This window comes from Sphingobium rhizovicinum (assembly GCF_042647625.1).
In the GTDB taxonomy this organism is placed as follows: domain Bacteria; phylum Pseudomonadota; class Alphaproteobacteria; order Sphingomonadales; family Sphingomonadaceae; genus Sphingobium; species Sphingobium rhizovicinum.
In genome coordinates this window covers 692101-708428 of sequence record NZ_JBHRVU010000004.1, presented here as the reverse complement: position 1 = coordinate 708428, position 16328 = coordinate 692101, and the positions used below count along the sequence as shown (strand labels likewise).

Sequence of the window (16328 nt, the reverse complement as noted above, 5' to 3'; positions counted from 1 at the left end):
AATCGCAAAAAGCCCCTCCCCTTCAGGGGAGGGGTTGGGGTGGGGGCGTGCAGTAGCAATCCCCCCTCGCCCTTCATCGCCTCCCCCTGACCGGGGCGAGGCAAAAAATCAAGCCGCCGGGGCGTCCAGACCATAGGCGGTATGCAGCACGCGCACCGCCAGTTCCGTCTCATCCTCGTCGATCAGCACCGAAACCTTGATCTCGCTGGTGGAGATGGCTTCGATATTGATGCCGCGTTCGGCCAGCGTCTTGAACATGGTGGCGGCGACGCCCGGATGGCTGCGCATGCCCACGCCCACGACGCTGATCTTGGCGACCTGCGTGTCGGTGATGATGCGGCGGAAACCGATCTCTTCCTTCAGCCCTTCCAATATGTCGACGCTGCGGGCCAGGTCGGCGCGCGGCACGGTGAAGGTGACGTCCGTCTCTTCCTTCTCCTTGCTGTCATTCTGGATGATCATGTCGACATTGATCGCCGCATCGGCCAGCGGGCCAAAGATGCTGGCGACCGCGCCCGGCTTGTCGGGGACGCGGGTGACGATGATCTTCGCCTCATTCTTGTCATGGGCGATGCCGGTGATGAGCTGACGTTCCATCTTCGTTTCCTTGAGCTTGGCTTCCAGTTCCTCGTCGCTCACGATCAGCGTGCCGGGGAGGTCGTCCTGGGTGGGATCATCGAAGGAAGAAAGCACCTGTACGACAACGCCTTCCTTCATGGCGAGGCCGACCGATCGGGTCTGGAGCACCTTGGCGCCGACCGAGGCCAGCTCCAGCATTTCCTCATAGGTGACGAGGTCCAGCTTGCGGGCGCGGGCCACGATGCGCGGGTCGGTGGTGTAGACGCCGTCGACGTCGGTATAAATGTCGCAGCGATCGGCCTTCACCGCCGCCGCCACCGCCACCGCTGACGTATCGGACCCGCCACGGCCCAGCGTCGACACGCGGCCATCGGCCATCATGCCCTGGAAACCGGGGATCACCGCGACCTGACCCGCGCCCATCGCCGCCAGCAGCGCGCCGGTGTCGATCTTCTCGACGCGCGCCTTTGCGTGGGCTTCCACCGTGCGGATCGGCAATTGCCAGCCCAGCCAGCTGCGCGCGTCCACACCCATGGCCTTCAGCGTCATGGCCAGCAGGCCGCTGGTGATCTGTTCACCTGCCGCCACCACGACATCATATTCGGCCGGGTCGTAGAGGGCGGAGGCTTCCTTGCAGAAACCGACCAGACGGTCCGTCTCGCCTGCCATGGCCGACACGACGACGGCGACTTCATGCCCCTGCTCGACGACATGTTTGACGCGCGCCGCCACGTTGCGAATTCGCTCCATCCCCGCCATGGAGGTGCCGCCGAATTTCATCACGATGCGCGCCATTTGCTTGTCGAACCTATCCTTTAAGCGTTTTCAAAGCAGGTGGAACACCTGCTGACTTTAGAAAACGCAACCACCAAAAGAGCTGGAGCAGCCGAGCCGATGCAATCGGATCGGACACTGCTCCAATTGTGAAACAATATGTCCCAAAGGGGCAAAACGGCGCTCCTATTAGCAGCCGCAACGGATATGGCAAGCAATCCTGCTGTTCTTCGCGCCCGTGCCGCCGCCCCCTGCGGCAACGGCTTTTCGCTTCAAGGGGATAGGCCGGACATTGGCCTGCGCGCCTCGCCCTGCTAGAAGCCATATATGACAATCGAAACCGCCACCGCCACGATCGATCCCAAGGAAGCCGCCCATTTCGGCGCCATGGCCGCCGACTGGTGGGATCCCAACGGGTCCAGCGCGATGCTGCACAAGTTGAACCCGGTGCGGCTGCGCTATATCCGCGCCGCGATCGACCGGCACTGGCCGGGCGACGAACAGGCGTTCCGTCCGCTCGCCGGCAAGCGCGCGCTGGATGTCGGCTGCGGCGCGGGCCTGCTGGCCGAACCGCTGGCCCGCCTCGGCGCCACCGTCACCGGCCTTGACGCCGCACCGGAAAATATCGCCGCGGCGCAGGCGCATGCCCAGGGTCAGCATCTGACCATCGACTATCGCGCCACCCCGGTCGAGGATATGGCCGACACCGGCTATGACCTCGTCACCTCGATGGAAGTGATCGAACATGTGGCCGATCCCGCCGCCTTCGTCGCCGCGCTGGCGGCCAAGCTCGCCCCCGACGGCCTGATGATCCTCTCGACGCCCAACCGCACGCCCCTCTCCCGCCTCGCCATGATCACCATCGGCGAAAGCGTGGGCGGCATCCCAAAGGGCACGCATGACTGGCACAAGTTCATTACACCCGAAGAACTGACCGCGCTGCTGGAGCAGGCGGGACTCGAAGTCACCGTCAGCATCGGCCTCAGCTTCGATCCCGGCCGGGGCTTCACTCTGTCGGCCAACACCGCGATCAATTATCTGCTGACGGCCCGGCACAAAACATAACCTTCTCCCCCTGTGGGAGAAGGATACGCAGCCTTAGCCCGCAGGGCTTAGGCGAAGTTGGATGAGGGGGACGGGACATGACCGACGAGTCCGCACAGGTCGACGCCTATATCGCGCGCCAGGCCGATTTCGCCCGCCCGATCCTCACTCATTTCCGCGCCCTCGTCCACGCCGCCCAGCCACAGGCCAGCGAAGCGATCAAATGGGGCTTCCCCCACTTCGTCTACGCCACCAAAAATCTCGCCTCCATGGCCGCCTTCAAAAGCCATGCCGCGATCGGCTTCTGGTATAGCGAGGATCAGACGCAGGCCCGCGCGGAGCAGGGCGGCATGGGCCATCTGGGCAAGATCGCCAGCCTGTCCGACCTGCCTTCGGACGACGATCTGCGCGCCATGCTGGCAAAGGCCGCCGCCATGATCGACGCAGGCGCAAAGCCGCAATGGATGGAGCGCCGCCAGCCACGCGCACCGCTCCCCGTCCATCCGGCCCTGACCGCAGCGATCGCCGCCAGTCCCGCCGCTGCCGCCACATGGTCCGCCTTCCCGCCCGGCAAGATCCGCGACTATGCAGAGTGGATCGGTGAGGCGAAGACGGACGCGACCCGCGACAAACGCATCGCCCAGGCCGTCGAATGGATCGCGCAGGGCAAGGGCCGCAACTGGAAATATGAAAAGGGCTGAGAGGCTGTTTGGAAAATGCGCGAAAAGGCGCATTTTCCTGGCGGCACCGGCCCGACAAAAAGGGGCGGAATAACCCGCCCCTCCCTATTTTATTTCATGCCGTCCGGGCGATCACATCGTGATCTTGGCGCCCGCATACATGTAGCGGCCGACATAGCTGACCGGATAGTTGCTCGACGCGATCGACGGCTGCTGGTCGAACAGGTTGTTCGCCCCGACATAGAAGCGGAACCGTTCATCCACGTCATAGGCGACGTACAGGTCGTGCTGCCACTTTTCCTTGTACCGCAGATATTCGGGCGCCGCGATGTCGGGATTGGCGTTGGTCTGTTCGATCTCGTAGCGGCGGGTCTTGCTGAACCAGCTGATGCCGTAATTGACGGTCAGCTTGTCGAGCGTCCAGGTGATGTCCCCGGTCGCGTTCCACTTGGGATAATAGGCTTCCTCGCGATCGACGTCGACGGTCGCGCCCGGCGTGGGAACGAACTCCAGCTTGTTGAGATAACCGCCGACCAGGCTGAACGCAAAGCGCCCCGTCTTGGCCGTATCGAAACTGTAGTTCATCTTGAAGTCCGCGCCCGACGTGCGGAAATTGGCGACATTCTGCGGCTGGACGAACCAGCCATTGATATAGCCGGTGGTCGGATCGCGGCTGATATTGCCGCAGAACACATTGTCCAGGCTCGGCTGGTCGACGCACAGTTCCGCTACTTCCTCGGCCGTGGCGGTGTTGATCGCATTCTTCAGCTTGATGTCATACCAGTCGAACGACGCGATCAGGCCCGGAATGAAGCTGGGGCGCAGCACCACGCCCGCCGTCCAGGTCCGCGCCGTTTCTTCGCGCAGATTGCGGTTGCCGCCAGTGTTGCCGGGCAGGCTGACCGTCGCGGTCGGATCATTTTCCGGGTTGAAGGCGGCGATCTGCGCCGGCGTCAGGCCCAGCGCGCTCAGCGTCGCCTGACAATTGGCGGCGCGATATTGCGTCCCTTCGGTGATATAGACCGGATCGCACGGATCGCCGATAAAGTCATAGCTGCCGTTCATCGGCGCGAACAATTCGGTGATGTTGGGCGCGCGCACCGCTTCGGACCATGTGCCGCGGAAGGTGATGTCGGCGATCGGCGCATAGGTGCCGTCCACCTTCCAGGTCGTGATCTTGCCGATGGTCGAATAGTCCGACAGGCGCAACGCCGCGCCGAAGCTGAGCGTATGGGCGAAGGGCATGTCCTTCAGCACCGGCACCGACAATTCGGCAAAGGCTTCCTTCACGTCGAAGCTGCCCCGTTCGGGCAACTGGAGCGAAAAGTCGGCCAATGCCCCCTGCTGCAACAGGTCGTCGGGCACGAAGCTGCTCTTTTCCTTGCGATATTCGCCGCCGATCGCAAAGCCGACCGGGCCGCCGGGCAGTTCGAAAAACTGGCCGAAATCGCCGGAGATCGATCCCGATACGACATGCTGCTGGATCTTGGCGCGGTTCATGATGTCCGCATTGACCCAGTCGAGCGCCTCCCGACTCGGCGCACCATTGCCCAGCAGGTTCATCGGACGGCACCCGCTGCCCGCGCCCGGCGTGAAGGTGGTGGCCGGCGCATCATAATTGTCGGGATTGATGTTGCCGGTCGGGTCCAGATCCGACCGGCAGACGATCTGGCCCGTCGCCGGATCGCGCACCGCGTCGATCGACGCCCAGTAACGGTCGCCGATGCGATAGTCGGTCAGCAGCACCTTCGACTTGGTCTGGCCGAATGTGTAGGACAGTTCATAGCGCGCATGCTCGGAAATCGCGCCTTCGAAGCCGCCGACAAAGCGCATCGTTTCGCGTTCATTCTTCTCCCCGCGCACGCCCATGTCGAAATTGTCGCGCGACACCAAAGCGCCGTCGGGCGCCAGATCGCCGAACTGGTCCTGCAAATAGGCGTTGTCGGGGGTCAGATAGGTGAAGAAGTCGAACGAGGGCTGCGACACCGTGCGGGTCCGGTTCTTCACATATTTGGCTTCGAAGAAGAATTTCACCGCGTCGCTGAAATCATAATGCGACAGCAGGTTGAAATTATGCACCCGGTTATAGGCCTGCAGATCGCCCTGATAGCCGGCCAGCGGCGTGCTGTCGCCGCCCTGCGTCAGGCCGCCGGACGACGGCAGCAACGTGCCGCGATCATAGACTTTGCCTTCCCCGGTAAAGTCCGGGATGCCATCGAAATCGACGTCGATCGCCCCGCCCATCGAACTGTCTGCATAGCGCAGATTGTTGGTCGGCACGCGATCGGGCACATTGGGATCGTCCGGGAAGTCGAGCGGATTGCGCACGATGCCATAGGTTTTCAGCGGATTGCCGGTCCGCGCCCGGTCAAAGCTGCTCAGCCGGTCCTGCTCGCGAAATTCATAGGACAGGGCGATATTGCCGCGCCCGTCCGCGAAATTCTTGCCATAGGTCAGCGATCCATAGCGCTGCCCCGCATCGCCCCGGCTGGAAATGCCCACCTGCCCGCTGGCCTTCAAACCGTCGAAATCACGCTTCAGGCGGAAATTGACCACGCCCGACACGCCATCCGCGCCGTAAATGGCCGATGCGCCGCCGGTCAATATGTCCACGCCCTCGATCAGGTCGTCGGGAATGGTGTTGATGTCGACAGCGGCCGAACCGGACAGGCTCGCCACATGGCGGCGGCCATTGACCAGCACCAGCGTCCGGTTCTCGCCCAGACCGCGCAGGTTCAGCAACTGCACGCCGACCGCGCCGAAGCTGGCCTGCGACCCGGATGTCTGCGCCCCGCCAAAGGACGCGATCAGGGCCGGATTCTGGCGCAGCGTGTCGATGATCTGGACGTTGCCCGCCTGCTCCAGCGTTTCGGCCGTCACCGTCACCAACGGATTGGCGATATTATAGTCGCTGCGCTGGATGCGGCTGCCGGTGACGACGATCGTTTCGCCATCGTCGCCAGACGCCGATTCCTGCGCCATGGCGGGTGCAGCGCAAATGGCCGAAATCGCGCTGGCTGCCATGAGCGTGCGCGCAAAAGCGGTGCGGTTGAACATGCGGGTCCCCTATATTTTTCGCTGCTCTCCAGGAGCGGAATGACCCGAAAAAACCTCCTCTTGCCGACCTAAGTCAATGAATCTGCGATGAATGGCTGGAGAATGTAGCGCTTTTGTTGCCGCCTGTAGCCCGCATGCAACATGCCTGACCGCCCCGGCCACGCCGTTCGCCGCCGATCAGTCGCCGGGGCCTGCCCGCTACTGCCCCACCGCCTGCGCTCGCGCGATCAGCGCCCTGGCTTCCTCGACATGCATCGTTTCGATCATCCGCCCTTCGAACCGCTCCGCCCCGCCGGTCGCCGCCTCGATCAGCCGCCGGGCGTCCGCCACCGCCTGCGCGTCTGGACCAAAAGCCTGATTGGCCACCGTCACCTGCGCCGGATGGATCAGCGTCTTGCCGTCGAAACCCAGAGCATGGCCCTGCGCGCATTCCAGCTCCAGCCCGGCTTCATCGTCCAGCCGGTTGAACACGCCGTCGAACACGGCGATGCCCGCGGCCCGCGCCGCCAGCACCACCGCCTGCATCGCGAACGACAATCCCGCCCGATCCGCCGATGGCGGAATGCCCAGATCCTTGCGCAGGTCATTATTGCCCATGAACAGCCCGGCGCACCCTTCGCCCGCCGCGATCGCCGGCGCCGCCAGCACGCCGCGCGCGCTTTCGATCATTGCGATCACCGGCTTCTGGCAGACGCTGAACACATCCTTGACCTGCTTGGGATGCTCGACCTTGGGCAACACCACATAGTCCGCGCCCGTCGTCTTGACCGTGATCATCTCCACCCCATGCCAGGGCGTGCCCTCCACATTGATCCGCACCGCGCTCAGCCGCCCGCCAAAGCCTTCGCCCAGCGCCTCGACCGCGCTGGCCAGCGCCATGTCCTTGGCGTCGTCCGCCACCGCATCCTCCAGGTCGAGTATCACCATGTCGCACGGCAAGGTCCGCGCCTTGGCGATGGCGCGCGCATTGGATGCGGGCAGGAACAGTAACGAACGGGCGTGGCGCAATTGCATGGTGGCTCTCCTCAGCGGCTCCTTCTCTCCGTTAAAGGCTGGCGCGCATAATCCAACCCCATGATTGCCATGGCGACCCGCGATAGCGGCCCGCCGATGCGCGGGTGGTCCTGCATCTGTCCTACACCCCGCCGCGCATGCCACCATCGTCCCCATGACCAGCGAAACGTCTCTCCTCCATTTCCCCCCCGTCCCCCTTGCGCGCCATCGCACGCGGGGCTGGACGCCCGACCGGCAACTCGCCTTCATCGACGCGCTGTCCCGCTGCGGCGTGGTGACGCAGGCGGCGCGCAGCGTGGGCTGCACGCCCCGGTCCGCCTATCATCTGCAGGAAAAGGACGGGGCGGAAAGCTTTGCCGCCGCATGGGACTGGGCCCTGGAAATGGGTCTGGATGAAAGTCTCGCCCGCGCCTACGCGCAAATTCAGGGGCGGCGCAAAACGCCGCTCGTGCGCCGTGGCCAGATTGTCGGCGTCCGTATCGATCAGGATTTCCGCGTGATGTTCGCCGCGCTGCGGGCACTGGGCGCAGAGCGAGATGGAAAGCGCAACGCCCTGCCCCACCGTCAGCGTACGGCCCAGCGCGACCTTCTGGCTACATTGCTGGAGAATGGGCCCTTCACCCCGGAAGAATGGGCGATTTTGCGCCCGGTGATCGCCGCCGGCGCAGGCCAGCGCCTTGATGATGCATCGCCCGACCTGCCCTGACCATTCATTATTACAATCTGTCGCGACCGGGAAATTTCATGTCGAATTTGGCGGGAAATATGCGAAGTTAGGGGAAAGACCGCCATCGGAGACGCTTTCCCCATGACCACTTCCCGCCGCGATTTCCTCGTCGCCGGCTCCTCCGCCTTCGCCCTTGCCGCCCTCCCCGCCCGCGCCGCCGAAACGGCTGACGCCCGCGCCGAAGCGATCCTGTCCGACATGGCCGAAGCGATGCTGGCCGACGCGCCCGAAACCGCCAGCGGCCTTGGCATCGACACCGGCGCGCGAGCCGCGCTCAAAAGCCGGCTGGGCGACAAGAGCCCGGCCGGTCAGGCGCAGATCGCCGCCCATGTGAAGGACCGCCTCGCCAACCTGCGCGCCATCGACTTGCAGCCCCTCTCCCCCGCCACCCGCACCGATGTGGAGGTCGTGCTGGCATCCCATGAACTGGCGGCGGACGGTTTCGCCTTCCCCTTCGGCGACATGGCGATGATGAACAGCAACTGGTCCTATCGCAACGCGCCCTATGCCGTCGCCCAGAATACCGGCAGCTTCGTCGAAACCCCCGATTTCCTCGACAGCAATCACCCGATCAACAGTGCGGCCGACGCCGACGCCTATCTCACACGCCTGTCCGCCTATGCCGCCAACCTGAATGGCGAAACGCAACGGCTGAAACATGATGCCGGCATCGGCGTCGTCGCCCCCGCCTTCCTGCTCGACAAGACGTTGAAGCAGATGACGAGCGTGCAGGCCCAGCCGGTCGACCAGTGGGTGCCCGTCGCCTCCATCGCCCGCCGCACGAAGAACATGCCCGGCGACTATGCCGCAAAGGCCGCCGCCATCGTGACGGATCAGGTCGCGCCCGCCCTCACCGCCCAAATCGCCGAACTCCGGCGCCAGCGCGCCACCGCGACCATGGATGCGGGCGTGTGGAAACTGCCGCAGGGCGAGGATTATTACGCCTGGGCGCTGCGCGCGGGCACCACCACCACCCGCTCGCCCGAGGAAGTCCACCGGCTCGGCCTTGATCAGCTTGCCGCGCTGCAATCGGAAATGGACCGGCTCCTCAAAAGCCTTGGCATGACCAAGGGCACGGTCGGCGAACGCATGACCGCCATGGGCAAGAACCCCCAATATCTCTTCCCCAATGACGATGCCGGTCGTCAGCAGATCCTCAGCTTCATCGACGGCCGGCTGGCCGACATCCGCACACGCCTGCCCCGCGCCTTCGCCACTCTGGTCCCCGCCAAGCTGATCGTGAAGCGCGTGCCGGTGGAGATCGAAGCCGGCGCGCCCGGCGCCTATGCCGGCGCGGGATCAATGGATGGCTCCGTCCCCGGCAACTATTATATCAACCTGCGCGATACCAGCATCTGGCCGCGCTATTCGCTGCCGACACTCTGCTATCATGAGGGCATCCCCGGCCATATCTGGCAGGGCGAATATACTTATAAGCTGCCGCTGATCCGCTCGCTCCTCGCCTTCAACGCCTATAGCGAAGGCTGGGCGCTCTATGCCGAGCAACTGGGCGACGAACTGGGCGCCTATGACGGCGATGTCGCCGGGCGGCTGGGCTATCTTCAGTCGATCGCCTATCGCTGCTGCCGGCTGGTGGTGGACACCGGCCTCCACGCCAAGCGCTGGACCCGCGATCATGCGATCCAATGGTTCGCCACCACCAACGGCTCCACGGTGGAGGATGTGCAGGGAGAGGTCGATCGCTACTGCGCCTGGCCGGGTCAGGCCTGCGGCTACAAGGTCGGCCATGGCGAAATCGTCCGCCTGCGCGAAACCGCGAAAAAGGCGCTGGGCGACCGCTTCGACTTCCGCCTGTTCAACGACGCCGTGGTCAAGGGCGGCGGCGTGCCGATGACCGTGCTGGCCAAAAATGTCGACGCCTGGATCGCGGAGCGCAAGCACGCCTGATCCGCCCGGCGGGGTTGCGCACCCCCGCAACCCCGCCGGCCCGTCTCACTCGACGGTCACGCTCTTCGCCAGATTACGGGGCTGGTCGACATCGGTGCCCTTCAGCACCGCGACATGATAGGCCAAAAGCTGCACCGGCACGGCATAGACCATCGGCGCGATCAGCGGATGGACCTTGGGCATGGTGATGGTCGCCAGACAGCCCTCACCCGCCGCCTGCACCCCGTCATAGTCGGAAATCAGCACCACCTTGCCGCCGCGCGCCTGCACTTCCTGCATGTTGCTGACGGTCTTTTCGAACAAAGGCCCGCTGGGCGCGATGCAGATCACCGGCACCAGTTCGTCGATCAGCGCGATCGGGCCATGCTTCATCTCGCCCGCGGCATAGCCTTCGGCATGGATATAGCTGATTTCCTTGAGTTTCAGCGCGCCTTCCAGCGCCAGCGGATAATCGGTCCCACGCCCCAGATACAGCACGTCGCGCGCCGGCACGATATGATGCGCCATTGCCTCAATCGCCTCGTCATAGGCCAGCGCGCCGTTGATCGCGGCGGGCGCTTCAGCCAGGTGGCGGACGATTTCCTTCTCGTCCTTCGCGCTCAGCTTGCCCTTGGCGCGGGCCAGGTTCGCGGCAAAGGCCGCCAGCACGGCCAGTTGACAGGTGAACGCCTTGGTCGACGCCACGCCGATTTCCGGCCCGGCATGGGTCGGCAGCAGCAGATCGGCTTCGCGCGCCATCGAACTGGTGGGGACGTTGACGACCACGGCGATCTTCTGCCCCTGCGCCCGCGCATAGCGCAGCGCCGCCAGCGTATCGGCCGTCTCGCCCGACTGGCTGATGAACAGGGCCAGGCCGCCCTCCTCCATCACCGGCTCGCGATAGCGGAACTCGGACGCGAAATCCAAATCGACCGGCACGCGCGCGAACTGCTCGAACCAGTAGCGCGCGACCATCCCGGCATAGAAGCTGGTGCCGCAGGCGACGATGGTGACGCGGCGAATGGCCGACAGGTCGAAATCGGGGATCGGCAGCGACACCCGGTCGTCCATCCGTTGCAGATAGGCTTTGAGCGTCTGGGCCACGACGACCGGCTGCTCGTAAATTTCCTTCTGCATGAAATGGCGATGATTGCCCTTGTCGATCATCGCGCCGGACACGCCGCTGATCGTCACGGGGCGATCGACGGGGTTGTTGTCCTTGTCGAAAATCTCCGCGCCATTGGCGGTGATGACGACCCAGTCGCCCTCGTCCAGATAGGCGATGCGCTGGGTCAACGGCGCCAGCGCCAGCGCATCGGACCCCAGATAGGTTTCGCCATCGCCATAGCCCACCACCAGCGGCGATCCCAGCCGCGCGCCGATCAGCATGTCGGGATGGTTGCGGAACGCGATCGCCAGCGCAAAGGCGCCATGCAGGCGCGGCAGAACCTGCGCGACGGCATCCTTGGGGCTGGAGCCCTGCTCCACCAGTTCGCTCACCAGATGGGCGACGACTTCGGTGTCGGTCTGGCTGTCGAACACCCGGCCCCGCCCGATCAGTTCCTCGCGCAGCGCCTTGAAATTCTCGATGATGCCATTGTGGACCAGCGCCACTTCGCCCGTGGCATGGGGGTGGGCGTTGCTGGTCGTCGGCGCGCCATGCGTCGCCCAGCGGGTATGGGCGATGCCGGTCGTGCCGGGCAGCGGCGCGGCGACCAATTCCTTCACCAGATTGTTGAGCTTGCCCTCGGCCCGGCGACGCTCGATCGCACCATCATGGATAGTGGCGACCCCTGCGCTGTCATAGCCGCGATATTCCAGTCGCTTGAGGCCATCGACCAGCCGCTCCGCAACGTCGTCCTTGCCGATGATACCAATGATGCCGCACATGAAGGAAAGCCCCGTCGAACAGATGAGATCGCGCCCATATAGGGCGGCTTTATCGCCATGCCATTAACGCGGCCGGCACGACAGCGCCATGGCCTGACCATGAAAAGAAATTCATCGGGGACGAATGGTGATCATCCATATGTCGGGCGGCGCGAACAGCCGGATCGGCAGGCCGCTGGTGCCCACGCCCCCCGCCACGATCATCGTCTTGCTCCCATCGCGATACAGGCCGCAGGCATAGCGGACGCCAAATTTGGACGGCACATAGACCGCACCGACAAAGGGCAGCGCCACCTGCCCGCAATGGGTATGCCCCACCAATGTCAGCGACGGCCCATTGGGCAGGCGCGGGAACACATCCGGCCCATGCGACAGGATGACCGGCGCGCCGCCGACCCGCCGCATCGCCGCCAGCGTGCCGGGCAGGTCGATATGCCGGGTATAAATGTCGCGCAGCCCGCCGATCGCCAGCGGCCCGCGCCGCACCGCGCCATCCTGCAACAAGGTGATGCCGATATGGGTGAAGGCGTCGCGCCACGCCTCCTTGCGCAGGGCGCGGCGGTTGAGCGAACTGAAACTGTCATGATTGCCCAGCACCGCCACCACGCCCATCGGCGCGCGCAACCCGGCAAAGGGCGCGATGCTGGCCCGCGCATCATAGATCGCCCCGCCCTTGCGATCGCCCAGATAATCGCCGCCCAGCAATATGAGGTCGGGCTTCAGCCCGTTGATCTGCGCCACGATGCGCGCCATCCGCTCCGGGCTGTTATCCGGCCCGGACAGATGCGTGTCGGTCAGCAGCGCGACAGTCATCGCCTTGCGCGGCGCGTCCGCGGGAAAGGGCAGCGCAATCTCCGCGCGCCGCACCACCGGCATGGCGCGCGCGTTCAGGAACATCCACAGGCCCATGCCTCCCGCCAGCAACAGCAGGACCAGCGCCGTCCGCAGCAATGTATGCCACAGCCTCATGCCGTGCAGGGCGTCCGCGCTGCCGTCACCTTGCGGCCTTCACTTGGCCGCCTTCTTCGCTTTCATCCGGTCGCGGAACGCCGCCGCCCAGCCGACCTTGCCCATCTGTTCGGCCCGCACCAGACACAGCGAATCCGCCTCCACCGGCCGCGTCACCACGCTGCCCGCCGCCACGATCGCGCCGTCGCCGATCACCGCCGGGGCCACCAGCGCGCTGTTGGAGCCGATAAACGCCCCCGCGCCGATTTCCGTCTTATATTTGAAGAAGCCGTCATAATTGCAGGTGATGGTGCCAGCCCCGATATTGGCCCCCGCCCCCACGCTGGCGTCGCCGATATAGGACAGGTGATTGGCCTTCGCGCCTTCGCCCAAGGTCGCCTTCTTGATCTCGACGAAATTGCCGACCTTCGCTTTGGGACCAATATCCGCCCCCGGCCGCAACCGGGCATAGGGACCAATGCCTGCGCCGCTGGCGACGGTCGCGCCCTCCAGATGGGAAAAGGCGTGGATCGTCACATCATCCGCCACGGTGACGCCCGGCCCAAAAACGACGTTCGGCTCCACCACCACATCGCGGCCCAACACCGTATCATGCGAGAAGAACACCGTTTCGGGCGCCACCAGAGTCACGCCCTCGCGCATCGCGTCGATCCGGCGGCGCGCCTGCCACATCGCCTCCACGCCCGCCAGTTCGATCCGGCTGTTGACCCCCGCCACTTCCCAGGCGTCCGTTTCGATGACGGCGCTGGTCGCGCCGGGCAGCATGACGATGTCGGGCAGATAATATTCGCCGGCCGCATTGTCGTTGCCGATCTGGTCCAGCAGCACGAACAGGTCCGTCGCCCGCACCGCCATCAGCCCGCTGTTGCACAGGGTCACGGCGCGCTCCGCCTCGCTCGCGTCCTTGAACTCGACCATTTTCTCGATGATGCCCTGCCCGTCGGCGATGATCCGGCCATAGGCGGCGGCGTCATCGGGGCGGAAACCCAGCACCACCGCGCGCGGCTCGTCACCCCGGCTCAGGCGATCCAGCATCGCGCGCATCGTCGCACTGCTCACCAGCGGCACATCGCCATAGAGGATCAGCACATCGCCCGCGAACCCCGCCAGCGCATCATGCGCCTGGGCGACCGCATGGCCGGTGCCCAACTGCTGCTCCTGCACCGCGACGATCGCGCCGGTGCCGGCCACCGCCTTTTCCACCTGATCGCGCCCCGCGCCGACCACGACCACCTGCCGTTCGGGCGCCAGTTCGCCAACGCTGGCCAGCAGGTGCAGCAGCATCGGCCGCCCGGCAATGGGATGCAATACCTTGTGCAGCGCGGATTTCATGCGCGTTCCCTGCCCGGCGGCAAGAATGATGACGGCGAGGGGGCGGTTGGCGGTCACTTTCGACAAATCCCGGATTATGAGCGGTGAACAGACTTGTCCTCTGCCATGTTTGACTTGCCATTGCCACCATCGGCGCGGCATGGCGCAGCATGGCCGCGACAAATCCGAACCCTGCAACGCCCCTCCCGATTCCCTTCGACATTGTGGGATTCGATCTGGACGGCACCCTGATCGACACCAGCGGCGATTTGGCGGCGGCGGTCAATTACGCCATCGGCACCATCGGCCGCCCACCCTTCCCCGTGGCGGCGATCCACCCCTTTGTCGGCAAGGGGGCGAAGGTGATGCTCCAGCGCGCGCTCGACGCTTCGGGCGGCTATGACGAAGCGACGCTGCTGGCGCTGCTCCCGGTCCTGCTCGATTATTATGAGCAGAATCTCGCTATCCACTCCATTCCCTATCCCGGCCTGATCGACGCGATGGAACAACTCGCCGCGCGCGGCGTGAAGCTGGCCATCTGCACCAACAAGGCGGAACGCTTCACCATTCCGCTGATGCATCAGCTGGGCCTGTCGGATCGCTTCGCCAGCATCGTGGCCGGCGACACGGTCGGCGTCGCCAAGCCCGACCCCGCCCCGATCCGCGAGATGATCGCACGCGCGGGCGGCGGCCGCACCATCTTCATCGGCGACACGATCAACGACATTGCCGGCGCGCGCAACGCCGGCGTCGCCAATATCGCCGTCAGCTTCGGCTTCCTCGACGGCCCGGTCGAAAATCTGGAGGCGGACGCGGTGATCCACCATTTCGATGAACTGCTGCCCCTGCTGGAGCGCTGGCCGGCATGACCTTGCGACTGGAGCGGGACGGCCCGGTCGCCCGGCTGCTGATCGACCGGCCCGACCGGCGCAACGCCATGAACCAGATGATGTGGGAAACATTGCCCGCGCTCGTCAGCGAAGCGATGACCGACGATGCCGTCCGCGTTCTGATCCTGTCCTCCGCCACGCCCGGCCTGTTCTGCGCGGGAGCAGACATCAACGAATTTGCCGCCTGCTCGGGCGATGAAGGCTGGCGCGTCGCCAATCAGGCGGCGATCCGCGCCAGCCAATATGCGCTGGCTCACGCAGAAAAGCCGGCGATCGCGGCGATCGACGGCGATTGCGTGGGCGGCGGTTGCGGCCTCGCCATCGCCTGCGACCTGCGGATCGCGTCGCCCACCGCCCGGCTCGGCATCACGCCCGCCAAGCTCGGCATCGTCTATTCGCTGTTCGACACCAAATTGCTGGTCGATCTGGTCGGCCCGGCGCGGGCGAAACGCATCCTCTTCACCGCCGCGCTGCACGGCGCGCAGGACGCGCTGGCGATCGGCCTGATCGAGGAAATCGCCGCCGATCCACTGGCCGCCGCCGATGCGCTCGCCCGCACCATCGCCGCCAATGCCCAGCATAGCGTGCGATCGTCCAAGGCGATCGTCCGCCGCATCCTCGACGGACAGGCGGACGACGACGCAACCACATTGGCGCTGTTCCGCGACGCCTTCACCCTGCCCGACTTCGCCGAGGGCGTAACCGCCTTCCGCGAAAAGCGCCGCCCGGATTTCTAAATTGCGCGGATAAACGCGCGGGTGTGCGGGGGCGTGAAAGGGTGGTTAGGCGATTGTCGGGTTATCGTGCGTGCCGGCATGAAATTGAGCGTCATGCCAGCGAAGGCTGGCATCTTTGGGAATGGTGCGCGACAGTAGGATATGGCGCGAGGCGGCTATACCTACATCATGACCAACAAGGCGCGAGGCGTGCTCTATATTGGCGTAACGGCTGATCTCGCGGCGCGGATCGAGCAGCATCGCAGAGGGACAGGTTCTGCCTTCTGCAAAAAATATGGCCTGACACGCCTCGTTCTCGCTGAAGTGCATGATGACATCACATTGGCCATTGCTCGCGAAAAGGCGCTCAAGGCATGGAAGCGGGACTGGAAAATCCGGTTGATCGAGGAAAGCAATCCCGATTGGTTGGATATTACGCATCTTATCTCATAGCCGCCTGAGACCCCAGCTTTCGCTGGGGTGACGAATATGGAATGGCCGCTTCTGAGGGATATTGGAATGTGGCTAACTGGCCATTTCTGATCGTCACCCGCCCCCCTGTCCTACACGCCCACCCACAGCTATGGCCCAATCTTCCATATGCGATATGCGAGAAGTTAGGGAATTTTCGCCGATGCTCGGTTCCTGCCCGCCCGAATTTGCTCAGCCGGCCAATCTCCCTCACACCGCTCGGCTCGTCGCATCGCCGAAGACTTTGTTAAGCATCCCTCCTTTAGGCTGCTGCGCCAAGGAACGATGCGCCGTCATCGCCCCCATCCATCATGCTTCA

The 16328-nt window shown here is 64.6% G+C and carries 13 protein-coding genes; 7 read left to right on the top strand and 6 right to left on the bottom strand.

Annotated features, from left to right (window positions below; genetic code table 11):
* Window positions 1-108 precede the first annotated feature (108 nt).
* Window positions 109-1374, bottom strand: coding sequence for an aspartate kinase (locus ACFOKF_RS04810; RefSeq protein WP_380793616.1), 1266 nt, complete (start codon window positions 1372-1374; stop codon window positions 109-111).
* A 306-nt stretch (window positions 1375-1680) separates the two neighbouring features.
* On the opposite strand from ACFOKF_RS04810, the gene ubiG reads away from it, so the two are divergent.
* Both ubiG and ACFOKF_RS04800 read left to right on the top strand, forming a co-directional pair.
* Window positions 1681-2418: a bifunctional 2-polyprenyl-6-hydroxyphenol methylase/3-demethylubiquinol 3-O-methyltransferase UbiG gene (gene ubiG / locus ACFOKF_RS04805; RefSeq protein ID WP_380793614.1), complete on the top strand. Its 738-nt coding sequence runs from the start codon at window positions 1681-1683 to the stop codon at window positions 2416-2418.
* Between the two features lie 77 nt (window positions 2419-2495).
* Window positions 2496-3098, top strand: coding sequence for a YdeI/OmpD-associated family protein (locus ACFOKF_RS04800; protein WP_380793612.1), 603 nt, complete (start codon window positions 2496-2498; stop codon window positions 3096-3098).
* A gap of 111 nt (window positions 3099-3209) precedes the next feature.
* On the opposite strand, the gene ACFOKF_RS04795 is transcribed toward ACFOKF_RS04800, so the two are convergent.
* Both ACFOKF_RS04795 and ACFOKF_RS04790 read right to left on the bottom strand, forming a co-directional pair.
* Complete coding sequence (locus ACFOKF_RS04795) at window positions 3210-6134, bottom strand: TonB-dependent receptor plug domain-containing protein (protein ID WP_380793610.1); 2925 nt, start codon at window positions 6132-6134, stop codon at window positions 3210-3212.
* A gap of 198 nt (window positions 6135-6332) precedes the next feature.
* Window positions 6333-7148, bottom strand: a complete 816-nt coding sequence (locus ACFOKF_RS04790) for an HpcH/HpaI aldolase/citrate lyase family protein (RefSeq protein ID WP_380793608.1) — start codon at window positions 7146-7148, stop codon at window positions 6333-6335.
* Window positions 7149-7302: 154 nt separating this feature from the next.
* Between ACFOKF_RS04790 and ACFOKF_RS04785 the strand changes: the two genes are divergently transcribed.
* Entirely contained in the window at window positions 7303-7854 is a 552-nt protein-coding gene (locus tag ACFOKF_RS04785) for a hypothetical protein (protein ID WP_380793606.1), read from the top strand.
* A gap of 102 nt (window positions 7855-7956) precedes the next feature.
* Complete coding sequence (locus ACFOKF_RS04780) at window positions 7957-9783, top strand: DUF885 domain-containing protein (protein ID WP_380793604.1); 1827 nt, start codon at window positions 7957-7959, stop codon at window positions 9781-9783.
* Between the two features lie 45 nt (window positions 9784-9828).
* On the opposite strand, the gene glmS is transcribed toward ACFOKF_RS04780, so the two are convergent.
* From glmS to glmU, 3 genes are all read right to left on the bottom strand, one after another.
* A complete protein-coding gene (glmS, locus tag ACFOKF_RS04775; protein ID WP_380793602.1) occupies window positions 9829-11652 on the bottom strand; it encodes a glutamine--fructose-6-phosphate transaminase (isomerizing) in 1824 nt (607 codons plus the stop codon).
* A 111-nt stretch (window positions 11653-11763) separates the two neighbouring features.
* Window positions 11764-12621: a metallophosphoesterase gene (locus tag ACFOKF_RS04770; RefSeq protein WP_380793600.1), complete on the bottom strand. Its 858-nt coding sequence runs from the start codon at window positions 12619-12621 to the stop codon at window positions 11764-11766.
* 39 nt (window positions 12622-12660) lie between these two features.
* Window positions 12661-13953: a bifunctional UDP-N-acetylglucosamine diphosphorylase/glucosamine-1-phosphate N-acetyltransferase GlmU gene (gene glmU, locus ACFOKF_RS04765; RefSeq protein ID WP_380797656.1), complete on the bottom strand. Its 1293-nt coding sequence runs from the start codon at window positions 13951-13953 to the stop codon at window positions 12661-12663.
* 149 nt (window positions 13954-14102) lie between these two features.
* On the opposite strand from glmU, the gene ACFOKF_RS04760 reads away from it, so the two are divergent.
* From ACFOKF_RS04760 to ACFOKF_RS04750, 3 genes are all read left to right on the top strand, one after another.
* Window positions 14103-14801, top strand: coding sequence for an HAD family hydrolase (locus ACFOKF_RS04760; RefSeq protein ID WP_380793598.1), 699 nt, complete (start codon window positions 14103-14105; stop codon window positions 14799-14801).
* A complete protein-coding gene (locus ACFOKF_RS04755; RefSeq protein ID WP_380793596.1) occupies window positions 14798-15559 on the top strand; it encodes an enoyl-CoA hydratase-related protein in 762 nt (253 codons plus the stop codon). The genes ACFOKF_RS04760 and ACFOKF_RS04755 overlap by 4 nt, the downstream gene beginning before the upstream one ends.
* Window positions 15560-15700: 141 nt before the next feature.
* Window positions 15701-15991, top strand: coding sequence for a GIY-YIG nuclease family protein (locus ACFOKF_RS04750; RefSeq protein WP_380793594.1), 291 nt, complete (start codon window positions 15701-15703; stop codon window positions 15989-15991).
* Window positions 15992-16328 lie beyond the last annotated feature (337 nt).

Coding starts and splice junctions, on each gene's coding strand:
- ACFOKF_RS04760 (WP_380793598.1), top strand. CDS start 14,103: ATGGCCGCGACAAATCCGAACCCTGCAACGCCCCTCCCGATTCCCTTC.
- ACFOKF_RS04780 (WP_380793604.1), top strand. CDS start 7,957: ATGACCACTTCCCGCCGCGATTTCCTCGTCGCCGGCTCCTCCGCCTTC.
- ubiG (WP_380793614.1), top strand. CDS start 1,681: ATGACAATCGAAACCGCCACCGCCACGATCGATCCCAAGGAAGCCGCC.
- ACFOKF_RS04790 (WP_380793608.1), bottom strand. CDS start 7,148: ATGCAATTGCGCCACGCCCGTTCGTTACTGTTCCTGCCCGCATCCAAT.
- ACFOKF_RS04810 (WP_380793616.1), bottom strand. CDS start 1,374: ATGGCGCGCATCGTGATGAAATTCGGCGGCACCTCCATGGCGGGGATG.
- ACFOKF_RS04755 (WP_380793596.1), top strand. CDS start 14,798: ATGACCTTGCGACTGGAGCGGGACGGCCCGGTCGCCCGGCTGCTGATC.
- ACFOKF_RS04795 (WP_380793610.1), bottom strand. CDS start 6,134: ATGTTCAACCGCACCGCTTTTGCGCGCACGCTCATGGCAGCCAGCGCG.
- ACFOKF_RS04770 (WP_380793600.1), bottom strand. CDS start 12,621: ATGAGGCTGTGGCATACATTGCTGCGGACGGCGCTGGTCCTGCTGTTG.
- ACFOKF_RS04800 (WP_380793612.1), top strand. CDS start 2,496: ATGACCGACGAGTCCGCACAGGTCGACGCCTATATCGCGCGCCAGGCC.
- glmS (WP_380793602.1), bottom strand. CDS start 11,652: ATGTGCGGCATCATTGGTATCATCGGCAAGGACGACGTTGCGGAGCGG.
- ACFOKF_RS04785 (WP_380793606.1), top strand. CDS start 7,303: ATGACCAGCGAAACGTCTCTCCTCCATTTCCCCCCCGTCCCCCTTGCG.
- glmU (WP_380797656.1), bottom strand. CDS start 13,953: ATGAAATCCGCGCTGCACAAGGTATTGCATCCCATTGCCGGGCGGCCG.
- ACFOKF_RS04750 (WP_380793594.1), top strand. CDS start 15,701: ATGGCGCGAGGCGGCTATACCTACATCATGACCAACAAGGCGCGAGGC.